Genomic DNA, 19202 nt, shown 5'->3' with positions numbered 1-19202 from the left:
TGTGGGCGCGTGGCGGTGGCGGCGTGGGCATTCACTGCTCTACGTCGCGCGCGAGGGCGGCTGGCAGCTGGGCTCGGTCCTGGTCTTCGCCGGGGTCCTCGTGGTGTGCACCGGGTTCCACGCGCGCGTGCTGGCGACGATCGGCGCGCTGATCGGGGCCGTGGCGCTCGCGATCCTGATCGGCAACCTGTTACCGACCAAGTCCGTGACCAGCGCCGAGGTGACCGCCGGCCGCGTCACGCTCGTCTGCCGCTACCGGCGTCGCACGTACCCGCGCGACCAGCTGCGCAGAATCTGGTTCCAGTACCGGAGCGACGACTGGGGCTGGGTCTACTTCGAACTGCTCGACGGGGACCGGCGGTCGTGCGTGCGGTCGTGGTCGGGCCCGGTCAGCTGGGCGATCGCCGAGGAGGCCACCCGGGTCACCGGCGTCGAGACCCGATGGGCGCCGGAGAAGAGCCGGCCGATCGTGAGCCCGGGCGGCGTCTCGTGGACGCCGCTCGGCATCCCCGGCTTCAGCGAGACGTTCGAGTGAGGCTCCTCAGACGGGGGTGATGCGGAGGATCGGGATGACCCGGTCGGTCTTGGTCCGGTAGTTGTCGAAGCGCGGTTGGTCGACGAGGATCTTCTGCCACGCCTCGTCGCGGCGGGTGCCGTCCAGCTCCTCGACCTGGGCCTGGACGGTCTGTCCGCCGTACTCGAACCAGACCTGGTCGGGGTGGGCCTTGATGTTGTGGTACCAGGCGGGGTGCTGCGGCTTACCGCCGTTCGTGCCGGCGATCAGCCAGGCATCGTCCCCGTCGGCGAAGCGCGCCACCGGGGACTGTCGCTTCTGGCCGGATTTCGCGCCGACCGTCGTCAGGTAGAGCAGGTTCATGCCCATGAACCGGTCGCCGCTGCGCCGGTGCAGCTTGATCATCAGGTTCTTGAGGAGTCCCATCCGGCCTTTGTACTCCTCAGGTCCCTGCGGCGTGTCCGGTCTCCGGTGATGCGCGGGGGCCGCTGACGCGGATCCGCGACCGGGACGGCCGCCAGCAGTCAGGACCTCGCGGCGTCGCCGTCATCCGATCGGGGCAGGTCCCGTCGTCCTGGCGTCCAAACCGCTGCAGCGCCTGCCCGCGCTTGCGAGCATTCGACGATGGACGCAGCAGCGAAGCGCTGGGACGTGTTCGTCTCCTACACCGGGGCGGACGAGAGGTGGGCCGAGTGGATCGCCTGGACACTCCAGGAGAGCGGCCGGTCGGTGCTGTTCCAGAAGTGGCACATGGTGCCCGGCATGCGGTGGGCCGCGCGCATGGCCGAGGGCATGCGCGGCGCGGAGCGGACCGTCGCGGTCTACTCGAAGGCCTACCTGGAGTCGCCGCACGGAGCGGTCGAAGCCGAAGCCGCCTACATTCGCGACGCTCGCGGGTCCGATCGCCGCTTGATCCCGGTTCGCATCGAGGACTGCCCGAGGAGCGGAATCTTCGACGGTATCGTCGGGATCGACCTCTTCGACCGTGACACCGAGGACGACGCCCGACGCGCTCTGATCGACGGGGTCCGTGCGGCCGAACAGGGATCCGCGCCGCCCCCGCGCCGCCCCGACTGGCCGACCCGCAAACCGCCGGAGCCCACCGCAGCGCACCCGGCCTTCCCGCGCGGGGGCGCCGGCGCGAAGCGGCTGACCGAGGCAGCGTTCCTCGACCGTGTACGGAACAGCGACTACCCCGCCGGCTACGCCGACGCGCTGGAGAAGCTGTTCGCGGACCTCCGGACGCTCGGCCTGACGTTCGAGTGGGGGACCGCAGGCGCCAGCCTCCGCCTGCGGTTCCCCGGTCGTGCGGAACCGGTCTCCGTCGGGTGGATCTTCACCCGCGAGCCCGGGTGGTACGGCCTGCGTGATCTGACGCTGGGCTTCGATCCCGCGACCGCCGCGAGCCTGCCGAACGCCACGCCTGCTTTGGACGCCTACCTCGCGGCACTGTCCGAAGTGTCGGACGCCGTCCGCACTCCGAAACTCGAGGCGTACCGGTTCGCGCCCGACGTCGTGGTCGCCGAACAGCGCACGATCGTCGAGACCGTGCGGAGCCTGCGTGCCGCTCTGCCCACCGCACCAACGATCGCTACCGACTCGCCGCCGCGGGTATCGGCGAAGCCGGAACGAGGCAGCGCCGTCTTCGAGGACGCGATCGCGTTCGCGCCCGCCGATCAGCAGAAGGAGCTCCACCGGCTGCTCGGCTGGGCGCGGGAACTGGAGCGCGACGGGCTGGCCGAACTCTCGACCTCCGCCGGTCAGGGCCGCTGGGTCCTGCGTCTGCACGTGGCGGGCCAGCGGCGTGGCCTGGTCGCGCTGTGGAACGACCACGGACCGGCACTCTCGCCGTTCCGATCGGTGCTGGCGGATGTGGCTCCGCGCACGCTGGCCCTGCTCGACGAGAGAATTCCGGGCGACGTCCGGCAGGGCAACTACGTGACCGCGCCGCTCGACGACGAGGTGCTCGACCTGGTGCGCGCCGCCTACCTCGAGGCCGCGAAGGGCTGACGAACTCCGATGTGCGCTGCCGTACGGACGAGTCCGGCGACAGCCAGGGAGCGGCTGTGCGGGGGCCAGGCCAGGACCGTGGTGACGTGAGGTGAGTCGGTCAGCGGGATGGCGGCGTGCGCGCTCCACAGCCAGGATCGGGCAGAAGCGCAGATGACACCGACGGTGTGGCCGAGGGCGATCAGCTGGGCCAGCTGCGACAGGTCGTGAATCTCGGGGCCGGGGCCGGGTTCGTAGGTGCCGTCGTGACCGGGCCAGCGGGCGACCGGCAGGTCTGCTAGGTCGCTGATGTCTGCCATGGTCAGGTTCGTGCGCGTGGCGAGGGGATGCCCGGCGGGCACGATGGCGATCTGCTGCTCGGTCAGCAGGTCCTCGGTGTCGAAGCCGGCCAGAACGTCGAAGGGGCGCTGCATGAGCGCCACGTCGGCGCGGCCGTCGCGCAGCATCCGCGCCTGCTCTCCCATTCCGCACAGCAGCACGTCGATCTCGGCGGCATCCGGCTCGGCGGCGTGGGCGTCGAGCAGCTTCTGCAGGAGTTCGTGATTCGCGCCGGCTTTTGTGGCCAGCGTCAGGCGGTTCGTAGCGGAGGCAGCGCGGCGGGTGCGACGGACAGCCGCCGCAGCTCCGTCGAGGACGGCGCGGGCCTCGTCGAGCAGGACCTGACCCGCGCCGGTGAGGGTGACGCCGCGGCGGTTGCGATCGAGCAGGGTGACGCCGACGCGCCGTTCGAGCTGCTGAATCGCCCGGGATAGGGGTGGCTGGGCGATACCGAGGCGCTCGGCTGCCCGGCCGAAGTGCAATTCCTCGGCGACGGTGACGAAGTACCTGAGCTCGCGGGTCTCCACCGTATCCACCGCACCACCGTACCGCGCAGTGATACCGGGCAGGTATCACAGCGCACCTGATCGGTGTTGGGACATCGACCGGCGGCGAGCCAGCATCAAGGACATGAGCAACACGAAGACCGCGCTGGTGACCGGCGCGAACAAGGGACTCGGATTCGAGATCGCGGCCGGCCTGGGCGCCAGGGGTTACCGGGTGGCGGTGGGTGCCCGGGATGAGGCCCGAGGCGACGCCGCCGTCAGGACGCTGCACGCCGCCGGGGTGGACGCGTTCGCGGTCCCGCTGGACGTCACCAGCGACCGGAGTGTCACCGCGGCCGCGGAACTGATCCGACGGCACGGCGGACGCCTGGACGTTCTCGTCAACAACGCCGGCATCTCGGGGGAGACGGGACCGGGATGGACGCAGGACCCGACCACGCTCGACCTCGACGTCGTCCGCCAGGTCGTGGAGACCAACGTCTACGGGGTCATCCGGGTGACCAACGCGATGCTGCCGTTCCTGCGACGCTCCGCGTCGCCGCGCATCGTCAACGTCTCCAGCAGCGTCGGGTCGGTGACCTGGCAGGCGGACCCGGCCATCAACGTCGGCCCGATCATGGCGGCCTACTCACCGACGAAGTCGTACCTCAACGCCGTCACCGTGCACTACGCACGTCAGTTCGCCGGTACGGGCATCCTCATCAACGCTGCTTGCCCGGGCCTGGTCGCGACCGATTTCACCGGCTTCCACGGGCGTTCGCCTCGGGAGGCCGCCGCCACACCGATTCGTCTCGCCACGCTGCCCGACGGAAGCCCGACCGGCTCGTTCTTCAACGACGACGGCGTCATCCCCTGGTGACGCCCGTGCACTACTCGATCGGGGAGGCGAACGCCGGCAGGTCCAACCGCCAGTCGTTGCTGCGCATGAACCGGCCGGGCGGGAACTCGAAGGCGCACTCGCCGGCCAGCTCGAATCCGACCCGGCGACACACCGCGTTGGACGCCGTGTTGTCCACCGATGGGAACGCATGCAGCCACCGCAACCGGCCGGTTCCGGCAGCGTGAGCCGCGGCTGCTGCCGCAGCCTTGCCCGCGATGCCCCTGCCCTGGAACTCCGTCAGCACATTCCAGCCCATCTCGAAGACTGCTTCGCCCTGCCACGTCCGCTCCGCGTAACCGACGCTACCGACCGGGTCGCCGGTCGCGCGGAGCCGGATGCTGAACATGCACCCTTTCCCCTCGCGAGGAAAGTTCAGATAGCGGCCGTGTCGCACCAGGAGTGCCGACTCGGTCTCCGGCCCACCGACATGCATCTTCATCGCGGGAGTGTTGATGCGCCGGAGCAAGTCCAGGTCTGTCTCGGTCCAGGGTTGGATCAGCACCATCGACACATCGGCTCCTCCAACGGCGTTGCGACCTACTGTCCGCATCTGATTTGGCTCGGCAGTTGTAGGTTCTGGCTCAAAGAGTGTGATTGACGCGTCCGTGGCTCGTTGTCCAGCGGTGTGACGCCGTCAAGAGTTGCTGCCTCATCTGGCTGGGATCGAGATCGATGAGGTGGTTCGCGGCGAGTCTGGAGTGCTGCTGGCTGCCAGAGTTCGTGGTCAGCGAGCCGAATGTCCAGAGTGCGCCGCGTCCTCGACGCGAGTGCATTCGCGGTATCGGCGCAGGATCGCCGACCCGCCGGCGGCTGGTCGGTCCACTTGGATCTGGCTGCGGGTGCGCCGGTTCTTCTGCGACAACACCGCCGGCGAGAAAAGGACATTCGTCGAGCAGGTCGCCGGGTTGACGCGCCGGTGGGCGCGCTGCACCGATGGGCTGCGGCGGATGTTGACCGCCTTGGGGCTGGCGCTGGCCGGTCGAGCCGGTGCTCGTTGGCCGGTTCTTCCACGGTGGATAGGCTCTGAACGTGTTGAAAATCGGGCTGATCGATGAAGCGGGGCCCGGCCTGGCCGGGTTGCTAGCGGAACTCGGTGCGACGGTTGTCGGTCCGGTCCCGGCTGACGCCGCAGGGCCTGATGTAGGGCTGACGCGGGAACAGGTCGAGGGCAGCGACGCCATCGTCATCCAGCGGGTCCCACCGGCGGCGGTCGCTGGATCGGCTGCGGTGCTTCCTCTGGTGCTGCTGGCTGGCGTGCCGGGGGCGGGCTTCGACGTTTCTTCGCAGGAGGCCGCTGACGTGTGTATTGACACCAGCGTCGCGGCCGACGAGCTGGGCCGCGCCGTGTCGCAGGTGTGGAGTGATCGTCTGGTGCCGTTCGAGGCGAACCTACGGGATGGTCGGCGGGCTCCAAGGCGCCGCCAGCCGGTGCTGTCCGGTTCCGATCCCACCTGGCCGGTGCAGGCCCGCCGTCTGATCGCCAGGCTGGTAGCCGCCGCGGATGGCCGGATACTGCGCGTAGACCACATCGGCTCCACCTCCGTCGCCGGCCTACCCGCCAAGGACCTCATCGACATCCAAATGGTCGTCGCTGACCTTGATAACGCCGTCGAGGTGGCGGAGGCCGTGCGGGTTGCCGGGTTCGTCCGAGCGGGACGCTGGACCGGCCTGGACCAGTACGGCGTCGAGCACCCCGAGGAGGTGGTCGTCGACGCCGACCCGGGACGCCCGGTCAACATCAACATCCGGGCGGTGGACGCGCCGGTGTGGCGTCAGGCGCTGCTGTTCCGGGACTGGCTGCGTGCGACCCCTCCCGAGCGGATGGAGTATGCCGCACTCAAGCGTGGCCTGGCAGCTGATGGGACCCATGTCGATGACTACAGCCGCGACAAGATGCCCTGGATCCACGCTGCGCTGACGCGGGCAGCCCGGTGGGCTCAGCGCAGCGGTTGGCAGCCCTGAAATGCGCTGCGGATCGCGCACGCGCTGACCCCAGCGACGCGCATTCATGCGCCGAGCTGCGAACGCCTATCGGGGCCTGGCACGGTCCTGGAGGCTCGCCGTCAAGGGACGAGGTCGAAGTTTCTGGCCGAGCGCTAGCGCCCGGAGGGCGGCCAGAAAGTTTGGAACCCCTCGACGGGGAGGTGGGCCGCGCCACGCCGGGCCGGGCAGCGGCTGCAGCACCGGGCTTGCGGCCGCGCGTCGGGCATCATGCGCATGTGGATGATGATCGCCGGGACCAGCCGCCTCGGACCGCTGGCGACCGCGAGTCGCTGGTGGCGTTCCTGGACTATCAGCGTCAGACGCTGGCCTGGAAGTGCGAGGGCCTGACCGAGGAACAGCTGCGGGAGAAGGCGGTGCCGCCCTCGGGCCTGTCCCTGCTGGGCTTGGTCCGGCATGCCGCCGAGGTCGAGCGAAGCTGGTTTCAAGCTGCGTGGAGCGGCGAGAAAGCAGAGGCTCACTGGCCCGGGATGGTCAACGGCACCTATGCCGAGTTCGACGCGACGCAGGCTAGCGCCGAGGAAGCGTTCGAGGTTTGGCGGGCAGCGTGCGCTCGCTCCCGATCGATCGTGGAGGCTGAGCCGTCGTTGGACACGACGGTGGGCTTCGAGGGCGAGGTCTTCTCGCTGCGCTATGTCCTGCTCCACATGATCGAGGAATACGCCCGTCACAATGGTCACGCGGATCTGCTCCGTGAACGGATCGACGGCATGACCGGCGAGTGAGTCCCTGCCAGCGACGAGGGCTATTAGCCTGCCTGTTCGGTACGGGTCCTGGCCTGGGCGAGGCGGTAGGAATCGGTGCCGGTCAGTTGCGCTCCGACGCCCGGCCCGACATCCCCGTCCGAGCATCACGACGGATCGCTCCTCACCGAGGCACGCCGATTCGCCAGCACGCGGGAAGATAGGCGGCATGACGCTGCGCTGGGCATCCTCAACGATCATGACGGTGGCTCGGGCGATCGTCGTGCCGCTGGCGCTCTGGCTGCTGATCGGTGGGTTCGTCACGCCTGATCCGGCGGCCGTCCTTCTTCTCACGGTCCTGCTGGTGACCGCGCTGAGCGCCGTCGGTCCGCTCCGCCGCGTCTGGGTGGGCTGGATTCGGACCGGCCGGCTGCGCCGAACTCGAGCCGGGTCCGGCCTGCCGACGGAGGCCGGCACGATCTGAGTATCGGCGCAGGGTCGTGTCAGGTGTCGTAGTCGCCGCTATCCCACGGCTCGGAGAACGCTAGGTAGTTCCCGGGTTCCGCGCTGACCCACGACCTCGCCGAGCTCGGCGAGACGGCTGTCCAGAAACGGCTGGAGGCCCGTGGACGGCAGGTCCACGGGGAGTGGCTGGATCTGCGCGTCGAGGAACCGACCTGCTGAGTCGAACAGATACACCGCGGTGAAATCGGTGGGACCGCCCGCCGGGCGGCCCATGATGAAGGGCCACGTGAGGACGAACTGGCGCCCATCGGAAAGGCGTCCGACGTACTCGGTCTGGTAGCCGTCGGGTACGAGGGTCACCAGGGTGGGTCTGTCGTCGTCACGCATGCGGGGACCGTAGCCGACTGCTCAGCCCGCACGGCCAGGGGCCGTGCGGGCACCGCGGTCGAGGTTCAGCGGTGGGCGCAGTCACCCGTGTGGGATCCGCCGTTCCAGTGGTCGTAGATCTGGAACTTGAAGTTGGCGCTCGTGATGGGGCCCGAATCGGCCATCTGCGGCGACGCCCTCGCGGCCCTGCGCGGTACGCACGGCGCCCTCGGTCTGGGGCCCGACGGCCAGCAGTGCTTTCACAAGTGTGCCGTCGCAGCCGACCCGCCATAGGGGGATCAACCCGGCCTGCAGCAACGAGGACTTGCCGCTGCCGGACGCCCCGAACACAGCCACGAACCGGTGCTCGTCCAGCATCTCCGCCAACCGCGCCACGATCGCCCGCCGTCCGAAGAAGCGATCCGCGTCGTCCACGCCGTACCCGATCAGGCCCAGATACGGCGGCTGTCCGTTCGCCGGCGAGGGCTGTCGCGAGCCGTTCTCCTGCGCCGCCACCCATTCAGCGGAGGCCTGCCGCCACCGCCGCTCCCAGACCTCCGGCGCCCCGCCGCACGCCCGGACGAAGGCGAGGGTCACCGGCAGGCTCGGCAGCCGACGACCGCCCGCAGCGTTGGCCAGCGCCGCCGCCGAGTAGCCAGCTGTGGCGGCCAGTTCCCGGTACCCCGGGTTGCCCGCCCGCCGGCGCAGATCACGAAGCTCCGCCGCGAGCATCTGCACCGGCCCGTCAGCCGGGTCCACCGGACGCTCCGGGCGCGGCATCGCGCCTCACCCCTCCACGGGTCGCTACCGGCACTGCCACCTCGCCGGGCATACCAAAGTGGACGGATCGTTGTGCGTCATTGTCCAGGAGTCCTACAGTCACCGGGACAATGGCGGACGATCAGCTTCTTGCCGCGTTTCTGGCCACCGTGAACGTCGGCGATATCCTCACCGGCACCGTGGCAGAGGTCACGCGCTCGCAGACGACGGTGCTCCTCGATGCCTTCGCCGGCGCGCCGGTCGGCGTCATCGGCTCTCTTGATCTTTCCTGGCGGTCCTTCCGCCGATCGACGATCCTGCAGGTCGGTGATCGGGTCTCCGCTGAAGTCATCGCCGTCGACCCGCGGAGCGGCACGGTTCGGCTCTCGCGGTCAGCGACGGAGAACCCTCAGCTCTGGGCCTTCCTCACGGCGCTGCGCCGAGGACAGCGCTTGACCGGCACGGTGGCGGCCGTCGAAAGCTTCGGCATTTTCGTCGATCTGGACGAGGGGCCGAAGCATCCGTCCTTCCCCGGCGTCGGGTTCATCACCATGCCCGAGCTTTCCTGGCGCAGCTTCGAGGATCCGTTCGAGATCGTCGCCGTGGGACAGTACGTCACCTGCGAGGTCCTCGCCTTTGACACCAGCAACGGTGAGGCTCGGCTGTCGCTGCGCGCCACCCAACCGGATCCCTTTCAGCAGTTCGCCCGTGACACTCACGTCGGGCAGGCTCTGCACGGCACGGTCACCAGGCTGCTGCCCTTCGGAGCCGTTGTCCGCGTCGCGGAGGGCATCGAAGGGCTGATTCACCTCAGTGAGCTCCCCGCCGCACCCCTCGAATCACCCGACCAAGCGGTCCGAGAGGGCGACGAGGTTGCGGCCATCGTCACCGACATCGACCTGGTGCGGCGCCGGCTCGCTCTCTCGCGCCGCCGCAGCGGGGCCGGCCACAACAGTCGCGATGGGAGCGGGGGCTTCACTCCTCGTTCGTAGCCTGTATCCAGGGTGGCATGCGAGCTCCTGACCGATGGAGATGCATCCACTCGTGTCGATTCCACCCCACCTCCTCGCCGCCGAGTTCGCGCAGTTGGAGGTCGACGTCGTCGGTTTCGATCAGGCAGATGAGCCGCCGCCCGAACAGGAGATGCCAGCGGGCATGAGCCGCGACCTGGTCCCAGCCGTTGATGACCAGCACGACCTGCGGCCGGTCAGCGTCGAGCAGGCAGTCGGTGAGACCGTCGCGGAACCCGAGCCATGTTCCCTGGCCATACCCACTGGGCCAGCCCGGTACGGCGGAAATGACGGCACCACGCATCGCGGACGGTTCGACGCAGGTGGACAGGTCGACAGTGAGCACTTCGTATTCCAGCCGAACGAGATCGGTCAGCAGTCGGTCGAGAGCCCACGCATGTCGATAGAAGTGCAGATGCCCATCGTGAAGCAGTAGGTAGTCCTCGGCGTTCCTGCCACGAGCACTGTCATCGAATACAGGCGCGGCCGTACTGTATTCAGCCGAAACCGCCGGCCATCACCGCCCGGCCCGGTACCTGAATAGTGCCGGCCCTGAAGCGGTACAGCGGCATCGAACCGTCGCCCGGGCCGACGACCCCGTGAGAGCCTGACCGCCACGGCGCCACCGCGCGCTGGCAGCGTCGCCGAGTCAACGGGAGCGCGCGGACATGTCGGTAGTGAAGGCCCTCGGGGCCGGACTGGTCACAGCCCTTGTCGTCGCCGCGGTGGCGGCACCGGCCGCAGCGGCACCGAAGCCGCCGCCACCGCGAATCGCCCTCACGGACCTCGGCAAGGTCAGCGGCCATGAGGCCCGGGGCATCGACGTCAACAGCCGCGGCGACGTCATCGGCATGAACACCATCGACTACGACCCGGTGCAGGTGCAGCAGGCGTTCCGGATCCGGGGCGGCCGCACCGAGTTGATCGGCGGCGCGGCCGAGTACGTGCTGCCGGTCGACCTGAATTCCCGCGGCCAGGCGGTCCTGACCACGACGACGCCCGGCGGCAGCGGCCGGGAAGTGCAGTTCTGGGGACTGGACGGGTCCCGCACCCGAATCAACCCAGCGGGCACCTCGGCCGGCGACGCCGCGGCCCTCAACGACAGCGGCACGGTGGCGTTCACCTACTCGGCGCCCGGCGGCGAGCCGGACACCCTTGCCCTGTGGCGCGGCGGCCGGATCCTGCACTCCCACCAGTTCCCCGGAGGCCGCCTGCTCGGGCTGGAGCTGACCAACGCCGGCCTGGTCACCGGCTACGTGGTGACCGGTCCGCGTTTCCAGGTCTTCCAGTGGGATGGCGGCCCGGTGCGATACATCGGGGACGGCGAGAACTACCGCTTCCGCGACGTGGGCCGAAACGGTGAGCTGGTCGGTTCCGACGCGGCTCTCCGGCCGCAGCACACCGTCCGGGGCCGGGTGCGCCAGCTGCCGATGCCGACCGGCCTGAGCACCGGCCAGGCCAGGGACATCGACAACCACGGCCGGATCGTCGGCTGGGCCGACGCGCCCGATGGGACGTGGCGGGCGCTGCTGTGGTCCGGCGGGCAGGTCCGCGAACTCGGCACGCTGGGCGGCCGATCGGCCAGGGCGTGGTTCATCACCGACAGCGGTCTGATCTTCGGCGAGAGCGAGGACGCGGCCGGAATCCGGCGGCCGGTGGTCTGGTGGCGTGGCGCGATCACCGCACTGCCGTTACCGGCCGACTCGCGTCCGGACCAGCCGCTCATAGGGCTGACCGCGGCCGCTGACATCGCGGGCGGCGGTCGGGTGCTCGCCGACCGGTCGTTCACCGGTGGCACCACGCCGGTGGTGTGGACCGTCTCGGGACGACGCTGAGCGGGTCAGACCTCGGGTCCTGTGGCCACGCCATGCACCATCCCCTGCGGTTCCGTGATTCGCCCGCCACGGCCGGCGTTCCACCCTGTGGCGGCGGCCGCGTGGGCGCTGACCTGCCGCAGTGGACGGGTGATACTCCGCTAGCTGTTCGGCCACCAACCGCGCTCGCGTAAGCGGGCGAGGCGGTCGGGTGCGAGGCAGTCGGCCAAGTTCGCCTCCAGGTCGACCAGCTCGAGGTCGACCGCGTACACCACGAAGTCGTCGGTCACCGTCAGGGTGCGCGACCAGTCGAGCAGGTTCAATCGAGCCGCAACCGCGCAGAGCAGCCGCCGGCCAACCTGTGCCCCGGCGGCGGCGTCAACGTCTTCGGCATCGAGCAGAGCGAGCTCCTGCCGGACCAACCGGAGCGATCCCACCTCGTCGAGGTCGATGTCGGCGTTGGCGTCGAACTCCGCCGGCGACCAGGCAAGCTCCGGGTCGACTGATCGCAACTCGGCACGCTCGTCCGCGGTGGCCGCAGCTATCTCGAAGGACAACGGGGCCGCTCGGTAGTAGCTGAGTGCGACACAGTCGACTGGCCCATCGACCGCGAGTCGTGCCGCGACAGCCGGAATCCGCTCCACCAGTGAGTCCGCTACCGCCTGGCATTCCGCGTCAAGGTCGAATCCCGCCGGTGGTCGCTCGTAGCGCATCGTGGAAAATTGGCCCACGACTTCGACGAGACTGACCAGTCCACGGTCGTCGTGCTCCGCCGTCAGCACCGACCGAGGGCGACGATCATGCTCGATTTCGACACGGCTGATCCGTCCGCTGGAATAGGCATAGGTCTCCCGTCCCGAGCCGCCTCTCGCGACGGTGTGCGCCGAGCGCATCAGGGTGCCGTCGAAGCGGTACTCGTGGAGGTAGACCGGGCCCATCGGATCGAAGTGCGCTGATTCGACCGCTTCACCGTCGTAGCGGACGAACGTCTCGTAGTGCAGACGGCCGCTCAGGAAACCGCTGTAGCCCTCGGTCACCGTCATGCGGCCCGCGGCGTCGAAGCCGATCCGCATCACGTTCTGATCCATCGGCGGGCGGGTCTCCATCCGCCGGCCGGGCTTGAGCAGGTCCCGCTCGAAGAACAACGGCCGCAGATCGAGGCCCGGCCAGGTGTACCAATCCCAGCGCTCGACAAGCGCGGTCGCCGCACTCTTCCGGGATTCGTACTCGTCGGCAAGCTTGCCGAACCGCGCGACGAGATCGGCCACATGCGCGATCCTACGGCTCACGTGGCCCAGCCCTGTGTGGCTGCGAGCAACCCGCTCTCATAGCCGCGGGAGCGACCCCTCGTCGCTGGGTAGCGCCGTCGCTGGGCGGCACCGTTTCTGGGCGGCACCGTTTCTGGGCGGCACCGTTTCTGGGCGGCACCGTTTCTGGGCAGCAGGACGCCCCGGAGCGCATGTCCGCGCTCCGGGGCGTGCCTGCGTGCCTGCGTGCCCGGGGGCTCAGGGTGGGTCGAGGGTGGTGCCGTCGGGTCGGCGGATGGTGAGTTCCCGTCCGTCGAATTCGAGAGTCCAGCCTTCGTCGTGGACGCGGTGGTGATGAAAATCGCAAAGCAATACGAGGTTGCTCATATCGGTCAGTCCGCCGTGAGACCAATGCACGACGTGGTGGGCCTGGGTCCATTGGGCGGGTCGCGTGCAGTAGTGGAATCGGCAGCCGCCGTCGCGAATGACGAGGGCGCGTCTCATGGTGGGTGGCACCACCCGGGCTCGTCGTCCGGCGGAGAGGGGGACATCTCCGGGCCCGAGGACGATGCGGTTGACGGCGGCGTCGCAGCTGATGCGGTGGACTGCGGCTAGGGGAAGGTGGTTGCCGTAGTCCGTGCGTCCGCCGTCGCCGGGTCCGGGAATCCGTCCGAACCGGAGCGTCGGCGCGAAGTCAGTGGCGCTGTCGTCGCCAGCTCCGCGGTGACCCGGCCAGGATGCGCGGGGTTGGACCGTCCCAGGCGTGTTCCCCGCCGCCATCCCGGCCGCCGCTCCCGCTGCCATCGGCTCCGGCGCAGGGGCGAGGTCGGGATCGGGGTCGGTCAGCCAGTCGGCGACGATGTCCCAGTCCCAGTCGCCGGTGCTGTCCCAGTCGCCGGTGCTGTCCCAGTCGCCGGTGCTGTCCCAGCTTCCGGCTGTGTCCCGGCTTCTGAGGACGGTGCGACCGCTGGGGGTGTGGCGGAGATCGTCGACGTGCACGAGCACGGTGAGGTGGGGCTGCTCACCGCCGTTGGTGGGCAGCTCGCCGCTGTCGAGGATCCGCCGCACCAACTCGGCCATCAGGTCGTGCCGACGCTCGGCCGCTGACCGGGTGTCGTCAGGATCGGGCTTGGGCATCGAGGTGAAGTAGGTCTGGAGCATCGCGCCGAATTCGGGGGAGAGGCTGCCTTTGAGGTCCCAGATGTCGTCGTAGGTCTGGGCCAGAAACACCGACCGTTCCGGCTCTGGCGGGTGGTCCTTCTCCGGGACCAGGTGTTCCAGGATCCGTTTGGCGACTTGCCGTAGCTCGGCGGAGTTCAGCTTCTCCGCGTGCGGGAACAGCATCTCTTCCGCCCGGGCGACGAGGCCCGGGTCTACCGCGTTGACCTTGCGGTACAGCCACGCCGCCACCGCCGCATGCGCCAGCGGCAGCCTGCCCGCGGTCAGCGCCTCGGCGAATCGCGGCAACTCCGGTAGGGCGCGGGCGGTGTCGACGAACTTCCCGGCCTCGGTCGAAGTGAGCTTCAACCGGCCCTGCAGCCAGGACTTGGTTGTCGGGGCGCCGTCGTGCCCGACAGCGCCGCGCCGGTGGACCGCGCCGATCGTCGTGGCGAGGTTCGCGTCGACCAGATGCTGTAGGTGCTGCCATTCGCGGACCCGGTCGAGCTGCCCGGCGTCGGGGAACCCGCCGAGGTCATCCTCGGCCAGCTCCCGCAACGCCGCGACGGCGCGCTCGAACTTCGAACCCATGTGCGAATGCTATCGCCGCCCACCGACAGAAAACCGCTGTCCACAGGCACATATGAGGATCGCGCAGGCCACCGCCAGCCAGCCCAGTCTTCATCCTCTGGGCATGAGTCGCTGCCGTCCGACGTCGGCAATCGTCGACATCGTGCGCTGATGCACACGGCGAGGCGACCGAGGAGGCCGGGAGATGGACGCGCTACTCAACTCGCTCACCGAGACGGAGTTGCTGCTGGCCCGGGAAACAGAGCCGGAACGGCTGACGAGTCTCGACGAGGATGCGCTGGTCGAGTTGCACACCCGGGTACGGCGTGCACGGAACAAGCAGGTCAAGTTGTACCGGCGGCAGGCAGCAGCCCGGGTCGAGGACATCGGCGGCCGGGGAAAGGCCTACCCGAAGAACACCCGCAGCCGGGCGAAAGCCGAGGTGTTCGAGGAGGCACTGGCCCGGGTGAGCGAGCGGCTCGCTGCGGTGGCGCGGGAGAGCGCCGCGACGCTGCGCGCCGAGCGGCTGGCCGAGGCAGAGCGGCAGGGCAACCCGGTGCCGCCAGGTCCTCCGGAAGCCCCGGCAGCGCGGCGACGCGCGTCGCAGCGGCTGGATCGGACACCCGACCACGCCGGCATCCCGAAACAGCGCGCCTCGACCCGGGCCAGCGGCGCCCGGCGCCAGGCCCGCCGCGACAACCGCTGATGTTCTGCGGCGTCAAGTATCTCCACAGCGAGGGCATTGCAGCCCGCCCTGAATCACCCGGCGAGGACGAGGTGGAGACCGACCTCACCCGGCGAAGGTGACCGAATGGGGACGCCACCGAGCACGAATGCGGACGCGGCGTCGGCGCCGCCGACCCGCACCCGTGGCCCGCGGTCGATCTGGGCTCTGGCCGCGGCGGGGATCGCGATCGGGCTCGTCTCGGGGCTGCTGAGCGGCGCGGTCGTGTACTGGGCGACTGACGACGATGACGAGACCGCCGAGGCTGCCGCGACCTCGGATGTCGCCGCAGCCTCGTGTGTGGCGTCCACCGTCGCCGCCGAGGTGCAGCCTTCGGTAGTGACGCTGCTGGTCTCCAACGGGACGTCAGGTGGCAACGGCAGCGGGGAGGTCATCCGCGACGGCGGGTACATCCTCACGAACGACCATGTGATCTCCCCGGCGGGGTCCACCGGCACGATCGACGTGCTATTCAGCGGCGGGCAGACCGTGCGCGCCACCGTGGTCGGGCGAGCGCCCGAGGTGGATCTCGCGGTGGTCAGGGCCGACCCGCCGGAGGGCGTATCGACCATCCCGATCGGTCGGTCCGCGCCGCTGAAGGTCGGCCAGCCGGTTGTCGCGCTCGGCTCACCGCTCGGCCTCACCGGGACCGTGACCAGCGGCATCGTCAGCGCGCTCGGCCGCGATGTGCCGGTCCCCTCAGAGGACGGCCAGACCGCGGTACTTCCCGGCGCTATCCAGACCGACGCGGCGATCAACCCGGGCAACTCCGGCGGGGCTTTGGTCGACTGCGCCGGCAAGCTGATCGGAGTCAACACCGCGATCGCCACAGTGCCCACCGCGTCGGGAGACCCCGGCGGCGGCAGCGTCGGTCTCGGTTTCGCGATCCCCGTCGACGTGGCCACCGTGGTCGCGGACCAGCTGATAGACCAAGGCAAGTTCAGCCCGCCGTACCTGGGAATGGTGGCGGTGCCGATCCCCGCGGCGACGGCCGAGCGCTTCGGCGTGACCCACGGGCTGTTCGTGCAGTCGGTAACGTCCGGAGGCCCGGCGGAGCAGGCGGGCCTTCGCCCCCGGGACGTCATCACCGCGGTCGACGGTCGGCCGACGGCGGGCGCGGACAGCCTGTTCCTCGCGGTGGTGAGCAAGAAGCCCGGAGACCAGGTCGCGGTCGAGTACACCCGGGCCGGGACCGCCGAGCGAACCACGCTCACGCTCGGCAGCCCTCCGTGACGCCGCCCGGCTGCGGGGGCTAGCTCAGAATGGCGGGGGTTCGATGTCGCATTCGAGGCGCGCACCTCGTTTTGCCGCCAAAACATCTGGGTGGTCAGACCCCAGGGCCCGTTGGAGTGCGTCCAGCGCCCGCCGGACCGGTTCGTCGGCGGTCGAATTGGTAATGAGCGCCAGATTGATCTCGCCCACCAAGATGTCCGGATGACTTCTGCGACTCTCCGGCGTCATCGACGTCACGGTCTGCAAGAGGCGGATGGCGTCATCTTCCTCGTGTGCCGTGACCAGATCATTGGCTAACCCGATAGCGGCCGCCTGAGTGTACGGGTGGGTCAGACCCAGCGGTTCGAGTCCGTGGTATGCCGTCTGCGCGGTAATGCGCGCGCGGTTGCGCTGTCCCATCGCTCGCAGGATCGCCGCCTGATTGGTCGCGGCCGCCAATGTGAGCGGGTTTCGTTCGTTGAACACCCGCCGGTAAGCGCTCACGGCGAAAAGGCTGAGGTTGTACGCAGCAGGAAGAGAGTTGGCGTAATTATCCGGATCGGCCGTGGCGATCGCGCGGATGGAATTCACGTACGTCAAACAGGCTGCGAGCGCGTCAGCGTGTTCGGCGCCGAACTCGTCCGTGCACGCGCGGAAATGATTGTCGCTGTGGTGGAGGGCCTCGAGAAGGCGTCCAGTCTTCCGTAAACAGACCGCTACCGTGCGGTTTGCCCACATGACCTGCTGATGTTGCAGTCCGAGCCTCGCTCGCAATGCGGGCAGGCTCCGCTCCTGCAGGCGAAGCGCCTCGGCGTACCGACCTAGACCGTAAAGGTCGCGCGCCAAGTTCGAGGCTGAGAAGACGGTCAGATAATGATCCTCGCCCAACTCGTGCCTGCGCTCTTCGAACAGTGCCCGGTCGATCTCGTGGGCCCGACGAAAGTTGCCCGTTGCTCGAAGGCCGACAGCGAGGTTGCTGCGGGCTCGTTGGAGTTCCGGGCGGAGGCCCCGGCGGGTGCAGAAATCGATTCGGTACTGATCGAGTTGGAGGGCTTCCGTGTAGTTACCCAGCGCGCGGCGCGCGTACGCCACCGTATTGACCACGCCGGCGGTCAGCGTGTGGTCAGGGCCGAACTCGGGTAGGGCGTTGAGTCGATTCAGCATCCTCTCGGCCAGTACACCGGCTTCCTGGTAGCGGCCGAGGCTACATAGCGCGGTGACTATCGCATTGAGGCAGGAAAAGGTCTCGTCGTCGTCCCAGGCGTCGTCGGCGTGTTCGTTTTCCCAGGCGCCCTCGGGCCCCGCCCATGCTCTCAGTGCCTCTTCAGCTAGCCGCAGACTCGCAGCGAAGTCACCGCTCAGGTAGAGGAAACGGGCTTGGTCGAGCACCACGCGACGCACTGCTCTATCGGTGTACGTGATCAAGCGTGCCGGACGAACGTGCGGGCTCACCTCTTTGTGCATTTCCCAACTGATCTGATCATTGGGATTTCCGGGGTTGGCCGCAACCAATAGTAAGCTCGCGTTGCGATAAGCGCGCTCCCGTTCGTGTTCGGTGAGCAGGTGATCGCGTACTATCAACTGGACCAGACGGTGCACCTGCAGACGCTGAGCCCCGTCGACGGTAGTCAGCAGGCCGTAGCGACGCAGCAGGTGTACAGCGTCGTCGAGCTGGTCGTCGCGTTGCAGGAGACGGCTCAGGGACGGCGGAACCAGTCGTTCGCCCGAGCTGCGAAGAAAGGCGAGCGCGATAGGCTCAGCGCTGAGGCACGCGAGCAACTCGAGAAGCTGGGCCGCGGCTGGGCGCTCGCGGCGAAGCCGCGTAAAAGCGAACCGGAATGCACCTGCCACCGTTGCCCGATAACCTGGGGGCTGGTTCGTGTCGAGGACGGCGTATGCGTCTTCGTCCAGAAGGCGCACGTAGTCCGCCACGGTAATCCGAGTTTCCGCCCGCATCGCTGCCGCCTGTTCAAGGGCAAGCGGCAGATCGCCGAGATAGGACGCGAGTCTGTCTGCGTCATCGAAGGTGATGTCGCCGCGGCGTTGTAGAAGACGAATGCTGTCCGGCCGGGGAAGAACGTCGACGAGCACCGCTCGTCCTCGGTCGAGCCAGGCGGAGTCACGCGTCGTCACGATGACGGCCCCTCCGGCTGCGCCGTCAGCAGCAGGAAGAAGCTCGGCGATTTCTTCAGAACCGGCGGCATTGTCGAAGACCAACAGCCAGCGGAAGTCTGCGGACTCCAGATGGAGAAGGACGCTGCGAATGGTTTGGCGTATATCTTGGCTCGTCGGCAGTTCCAGGTGCTCGCCGAGTGCGACCAGCGCGGCCCGCGCTTGCGCGGGTTGCTCAGCGGCGACCCACCAGATCAAGTCATAGTGGCTCCGCTCACGATAGACGTATTCAATCGCCGTACTGGTTTTCCCAACTCCGCTGAAACCGTGCAGTATTACCGGACGCCACGGCTCGTGGCCGAGCAGCGTCGGTACCAAAGAAAAAAGCTCGTCCCGGCCGGTGAAATGCGGATTCCGGGCGGGCGTCGATCCGAATTGTTGGACATCGTCCGATGGTTGGCCGTTCGTTGCTGCCGAGGGCAGGGGAGTACGCCCACTCGGGTTGACGTTGGTGCGAGACGGGGCGGCCGTCTCCCCACGCTCACTATTCGCGATCTCCCAGAGCGGAAGAAAGCGAGCAACTTCCGCATCAGGGTCCAGCTTCCGCACGGACATCAGCGCCAACTGCCGCACTACACATTCGACTTTCGGCCATTGCGGCACTTTTCTGTCGTTGAGCAGGGCGCTCACCGTCTCGTGACTGACCGTGTCCCGCATCCCGTCGTTGTCGTCAATCGCCTTACTCACTCGGCGGTAGGAAGGGCGGCCCGCTGCACGCCAAAGATCGTTCAACTGGACGACCAGCTCGCTCGGCGCCACCCCTCACGCTCCCCCCGGAAACGTCGGCCTGCCT

General features: G+C 68.7%; 20 protein-coding genes. 12 read left to right on the top strand and 8 right to left on the bottom strand.

Features of this window, described 5'->3' with window-relative positions; translation table 11 throughout:
- Window position 1: 1 nt before the first annotated feature.
- Window positions 2–535, top strand: coding sequence for a hypothetical protein (locus tag BUB75_RS21200; protein WP_073259419.1), 534 nt, complete (start codon window positions 2–4; stop codon window positions 533–535).
- Window positions 536–541: 6 nt separating this feature from the next.
- On the opposite strand, the gene BUB75_RS21195 is transcribed toward BUB75_RS21200, so the two are convergent.
- Window positions 542–940: a nitroreductase family deazaflavin-dependent oxidoreductase gene (locus BUB75_RS21195; RefSeq protein WP_084741557.1), complete on the bottom strand. Its 399-nt coding sequence runs from the start codon at window positions 938–940 to the stop codon at window positions 542–544.
- A gap of 198 nt (window positions 941–1138) precedes the next feature.
- On the opposite strand from BUB75_RS21195, the gene BUB75_RS21190 reads away from it, so the two are divergent.
- Window positions 1139–2524 (top strand): toll/interleukin-1 receptor domain-containing protein, encoded by a 1386-nt coding sequence (locus tag BUB75_RS21190; protein WP_073259418.1) that lies wholly within the window; start codon window positions 1139–1141, stop codon window positions 2522–2524.
- On the opposite strand, the gene BUB75_RS21185 is transcribed toward BUB75_RS21190, so the two are convergent.
- Entirely contained in the window at window positions 2500–3378 is an 879-nt protein-coding gene (locus tag BUB75_RS21185; RefSeq protein ID WP_073259416.1) for a LysR family transcriptional regulator, read from the bottom strand. The genes BUB75_RS21190 and BUB75_RS21185 overlap by 25 nt on opposite strands.
- A 94-nt stretch (window positions 3379–3472) precedes the next feature.
- Here BUB75_RS21185 and BUB75_RS21180 point away from each other — a divergent pair, with 94 nt between their 5' ends.
- Window positions 3473–4207, top strand: a complete 735-nt coding sequence (locus BUB75_RS21180; protein ID WP_073259414.1) for an SDR family NAD(P)-dependent oxidoreductase — start codon at window positions 3473–3475, stop codon at window positions 4205–4207.
- A 10-nt stretch (window positions 4208–4217) separates the two neighbouring features.
- Here BUB75_RS21180 and BUB75_RS21175 read toward each other — a convergent pair whose 3' ends face one another.
- Window positions 4218–4733, bottom strand: coding sequence for a GNAT family N-acetyltransferase (locus BUB75_RS21175; protein WP_245806296.1), 516 nt, complete (start codon window positions 4731–4733; stop codon window positions 4218–4220).
- 172 nt (window positions 4734–4905) lie between these two features.
- On the opposite strand from BUB75_RS21175, the gene BUB75_RS48875 reads away from it, so the two are divergent.
- The 4 genes from BUB75_RS48875 (at window position 4906) to BUB75_RS21155 (ending at window position 7396) form a co-directional block, all read left to right on the top strand.
- Window positions 4906–5283 (top strand): transposase family protein, encoded by a 378-nt coding sequence (locus BUB75_RS48875; RefSeq protein ID WP_425430895.1) that lies wholly within the window; start codon window positions 4906–4908, stop codon window positions 5281–5283.
- Window positions 5258–6190: a dephospho-CoA kinase gene (gene coaE / locus BUB75_RS21165; RefSeq protein ID WP_073259408.1), complete on the top strand. Its 933-nt coding sequence runs from the start codon at window positions 5258–5260 to the stop codon at window positions 6188–6190. Before BUB75_RS48875 ends, coaE begins: the two co-directional genes overlap by 26 nt.
- A gap of 257 nt (window positions 6191–6447) precedes the next feature.
- Complete coding sequence (locus BUB75_RS21160) at window positions 6448–6954, top strand: DinB family protein (RefSeq protein ID WP_073259406.1); 507 nt, start codon at window positions 6448–6450, stop codon at window positions 6952–6954.
- A gap of 217 nt (window positions 6955–7171) precedes the next feature.
- Window positions 7172–7396 (top strand): hypothetical protein, encoded by a 225-nt coding sequence (locus BUB75_RS21155; protein WP_073259404.1) that lies wholly within the window; start codon window positions 7172–7174, stop codon window positions 7394–7396.
- A gap of 38 nt (window positions 7397–7434) precedes the next feature.
- Here the strand turns inward: BUB75_RS21155 and BUB75_RS21150 are convergent, their stop codons facing one another.
- Together BUB75_RS21150 and BUB75_RS21145 are read right to left on the bottom strand one after the other, a co-directional pair.
- Window positions 7435–7764, bottom strand: a complete 330-nt coding sequence (locus tag BUB75_RS21150) for a hypothetical protein (protein ID WP_073259402.1) — start codon at window positions 7762–7764, stop codon at window positions 7435–7437.
- 81 nt (window positions 7765–7845) lie between these two features.
- Complete coding sequence (locus BUB75_RS21145; protein ID WP_073259400.1) at window positions 7846–8523, bottom strand: nSTAND1 domain-containing NTPase; 678 nt, start codon at window positions 8521–8523, stop codon at window positions 7846–7848.
- Window positions 8524–8633: 110 nt separating this feature from the next.
- On the opposite strand from BUB75_RS21145, the gene BUB75_RS21140 reads away from it, so the two are divergent.
- The 3 genes from BUB75_RS21140 to BUB75_RS21130 all read left to right on the top strand — a co-directional run bounded on the left by BUB75_RS21140 (window position 8634) and on the right by BUB75_RS21130 (window position 11347).
- Window positions 8634–9494, top strand: coding sequence for a S1 RNA-binding domain-containing protein (locus tag BUB75_RS21140; RefSeq protein ID WP_073259398.1), 861 nt, complete (start codon window positions 8634–8636; stop codon window positions 9492–9494).
- A 52-nt stretch (window positions 9495–9546) separates the two neighbouring features.
- Window positions 9547–9948 (top strand): hypothetical protein, encoded by a 402-nt coding sequence (locus BUB75_RS21135; protein WP_143175335.1) that lies wholly within the window; start codon window positions 9547–9549, stop codon window positions 9946–9948.
- Between the two features lie 232 nt (window positions 9949–10180).
- Window positions 10181–11347 (top strand): hypothetical protein, encoded by a 1167-nt coding sequence (locus tag BUB75_RS21130; protein ID WP_084741555.1) that lies wholly within the window; start codon window positions 10181–10183, stop codon window positions 11345–11347.
- 140 nt (window positions 11348–11487) lie between these two features.
- On the opposite strand, the gene BUB75_RS21125 is transcribed toward BUB75_RS21130, so the two are convergent.
- Entirely contained in the window at window positions 11488–12594 is a 1107-nt protein-coding gene (locus BUB75_RS21125; protein ID WP_073259393.1) for a hypothetical protein, read from the bottom strand.
- Between the two features lie 237 nt (window positions 12595–12831).
- Window positions 12832–14322, bottom strand: coding sequence for an HNH endonuclease (locus tag BUB75_RS21120; RefSeq protein WP_073259391.1), 1491 nt, complete (start codon window positions 14320–14322; stop codon window positions 12832–12834).
- Between the two features lie 184 nt (window positions 14323–14506).
- On the opposite strand from BUB75_RS21120, the gene BUB75_RS21115 reads away from it, so the two are divergent.
- Together BUB75_RS21115 and BUB75_RS21110 are read left to right on the top strand one after the other, a co-directional pair.
- Window positions 14507–15007 (top strand): hypothetical protein, encoded by a 501-nt coding sequence (locus BUB75_RS21115; protein ID WP_073259389.1) that lies wholly within the window; start codon window positions 14507–14509, stop codon window positions 15005–15007.
- Between the two features lie 105 nt (window positions 15008–15112).
- On the top strand, window positions 15113–16258 hold the full coding sequence (locus tag BUB75_RS21110; RefSeq protein WP_084741554.1) for a S1C family serine protease: 1146 nt from the start codon (window positions 15113–15115) through the stop codon (window positions 16256–16258).
- Window positions 16259–16282: 24 nt separating this feature from the next.
- Here the strand turns inward: BUB75_RS21110 and fxsT are convergent, their stop codons facing one another.
- Window positions 16283–19168: an FxSxx-COOH system tetratricopeptide repeat protein gene (gene fxsT / locus BUB75_RS21105; protein ID WP_084741553.1), complete on the bottom strand. Its 2886-nt coding sequence runs from the start codon at window positions 19166–19168 to the stop codon at window positions 16283–16285.
- Between the last annotated feature and the right edge of the window lie 34 nt (window positions 19169–19202).

Origin of the sequence: Cryptosporangium aurantiacum (assembly GCF_900143005.1) — a bacterium.
GTDB lineage: Bacteria > Actinomycetota > Actinomycetes > Mycobacteriales > Cryptosporangiaceae > Cryptosporangium > Cryptosporangium aurantiacum.
Note: the sequence above shows the minus strand (reverse complement) of the source record. Positions and strands in the feature narration are given on the sequence as shown.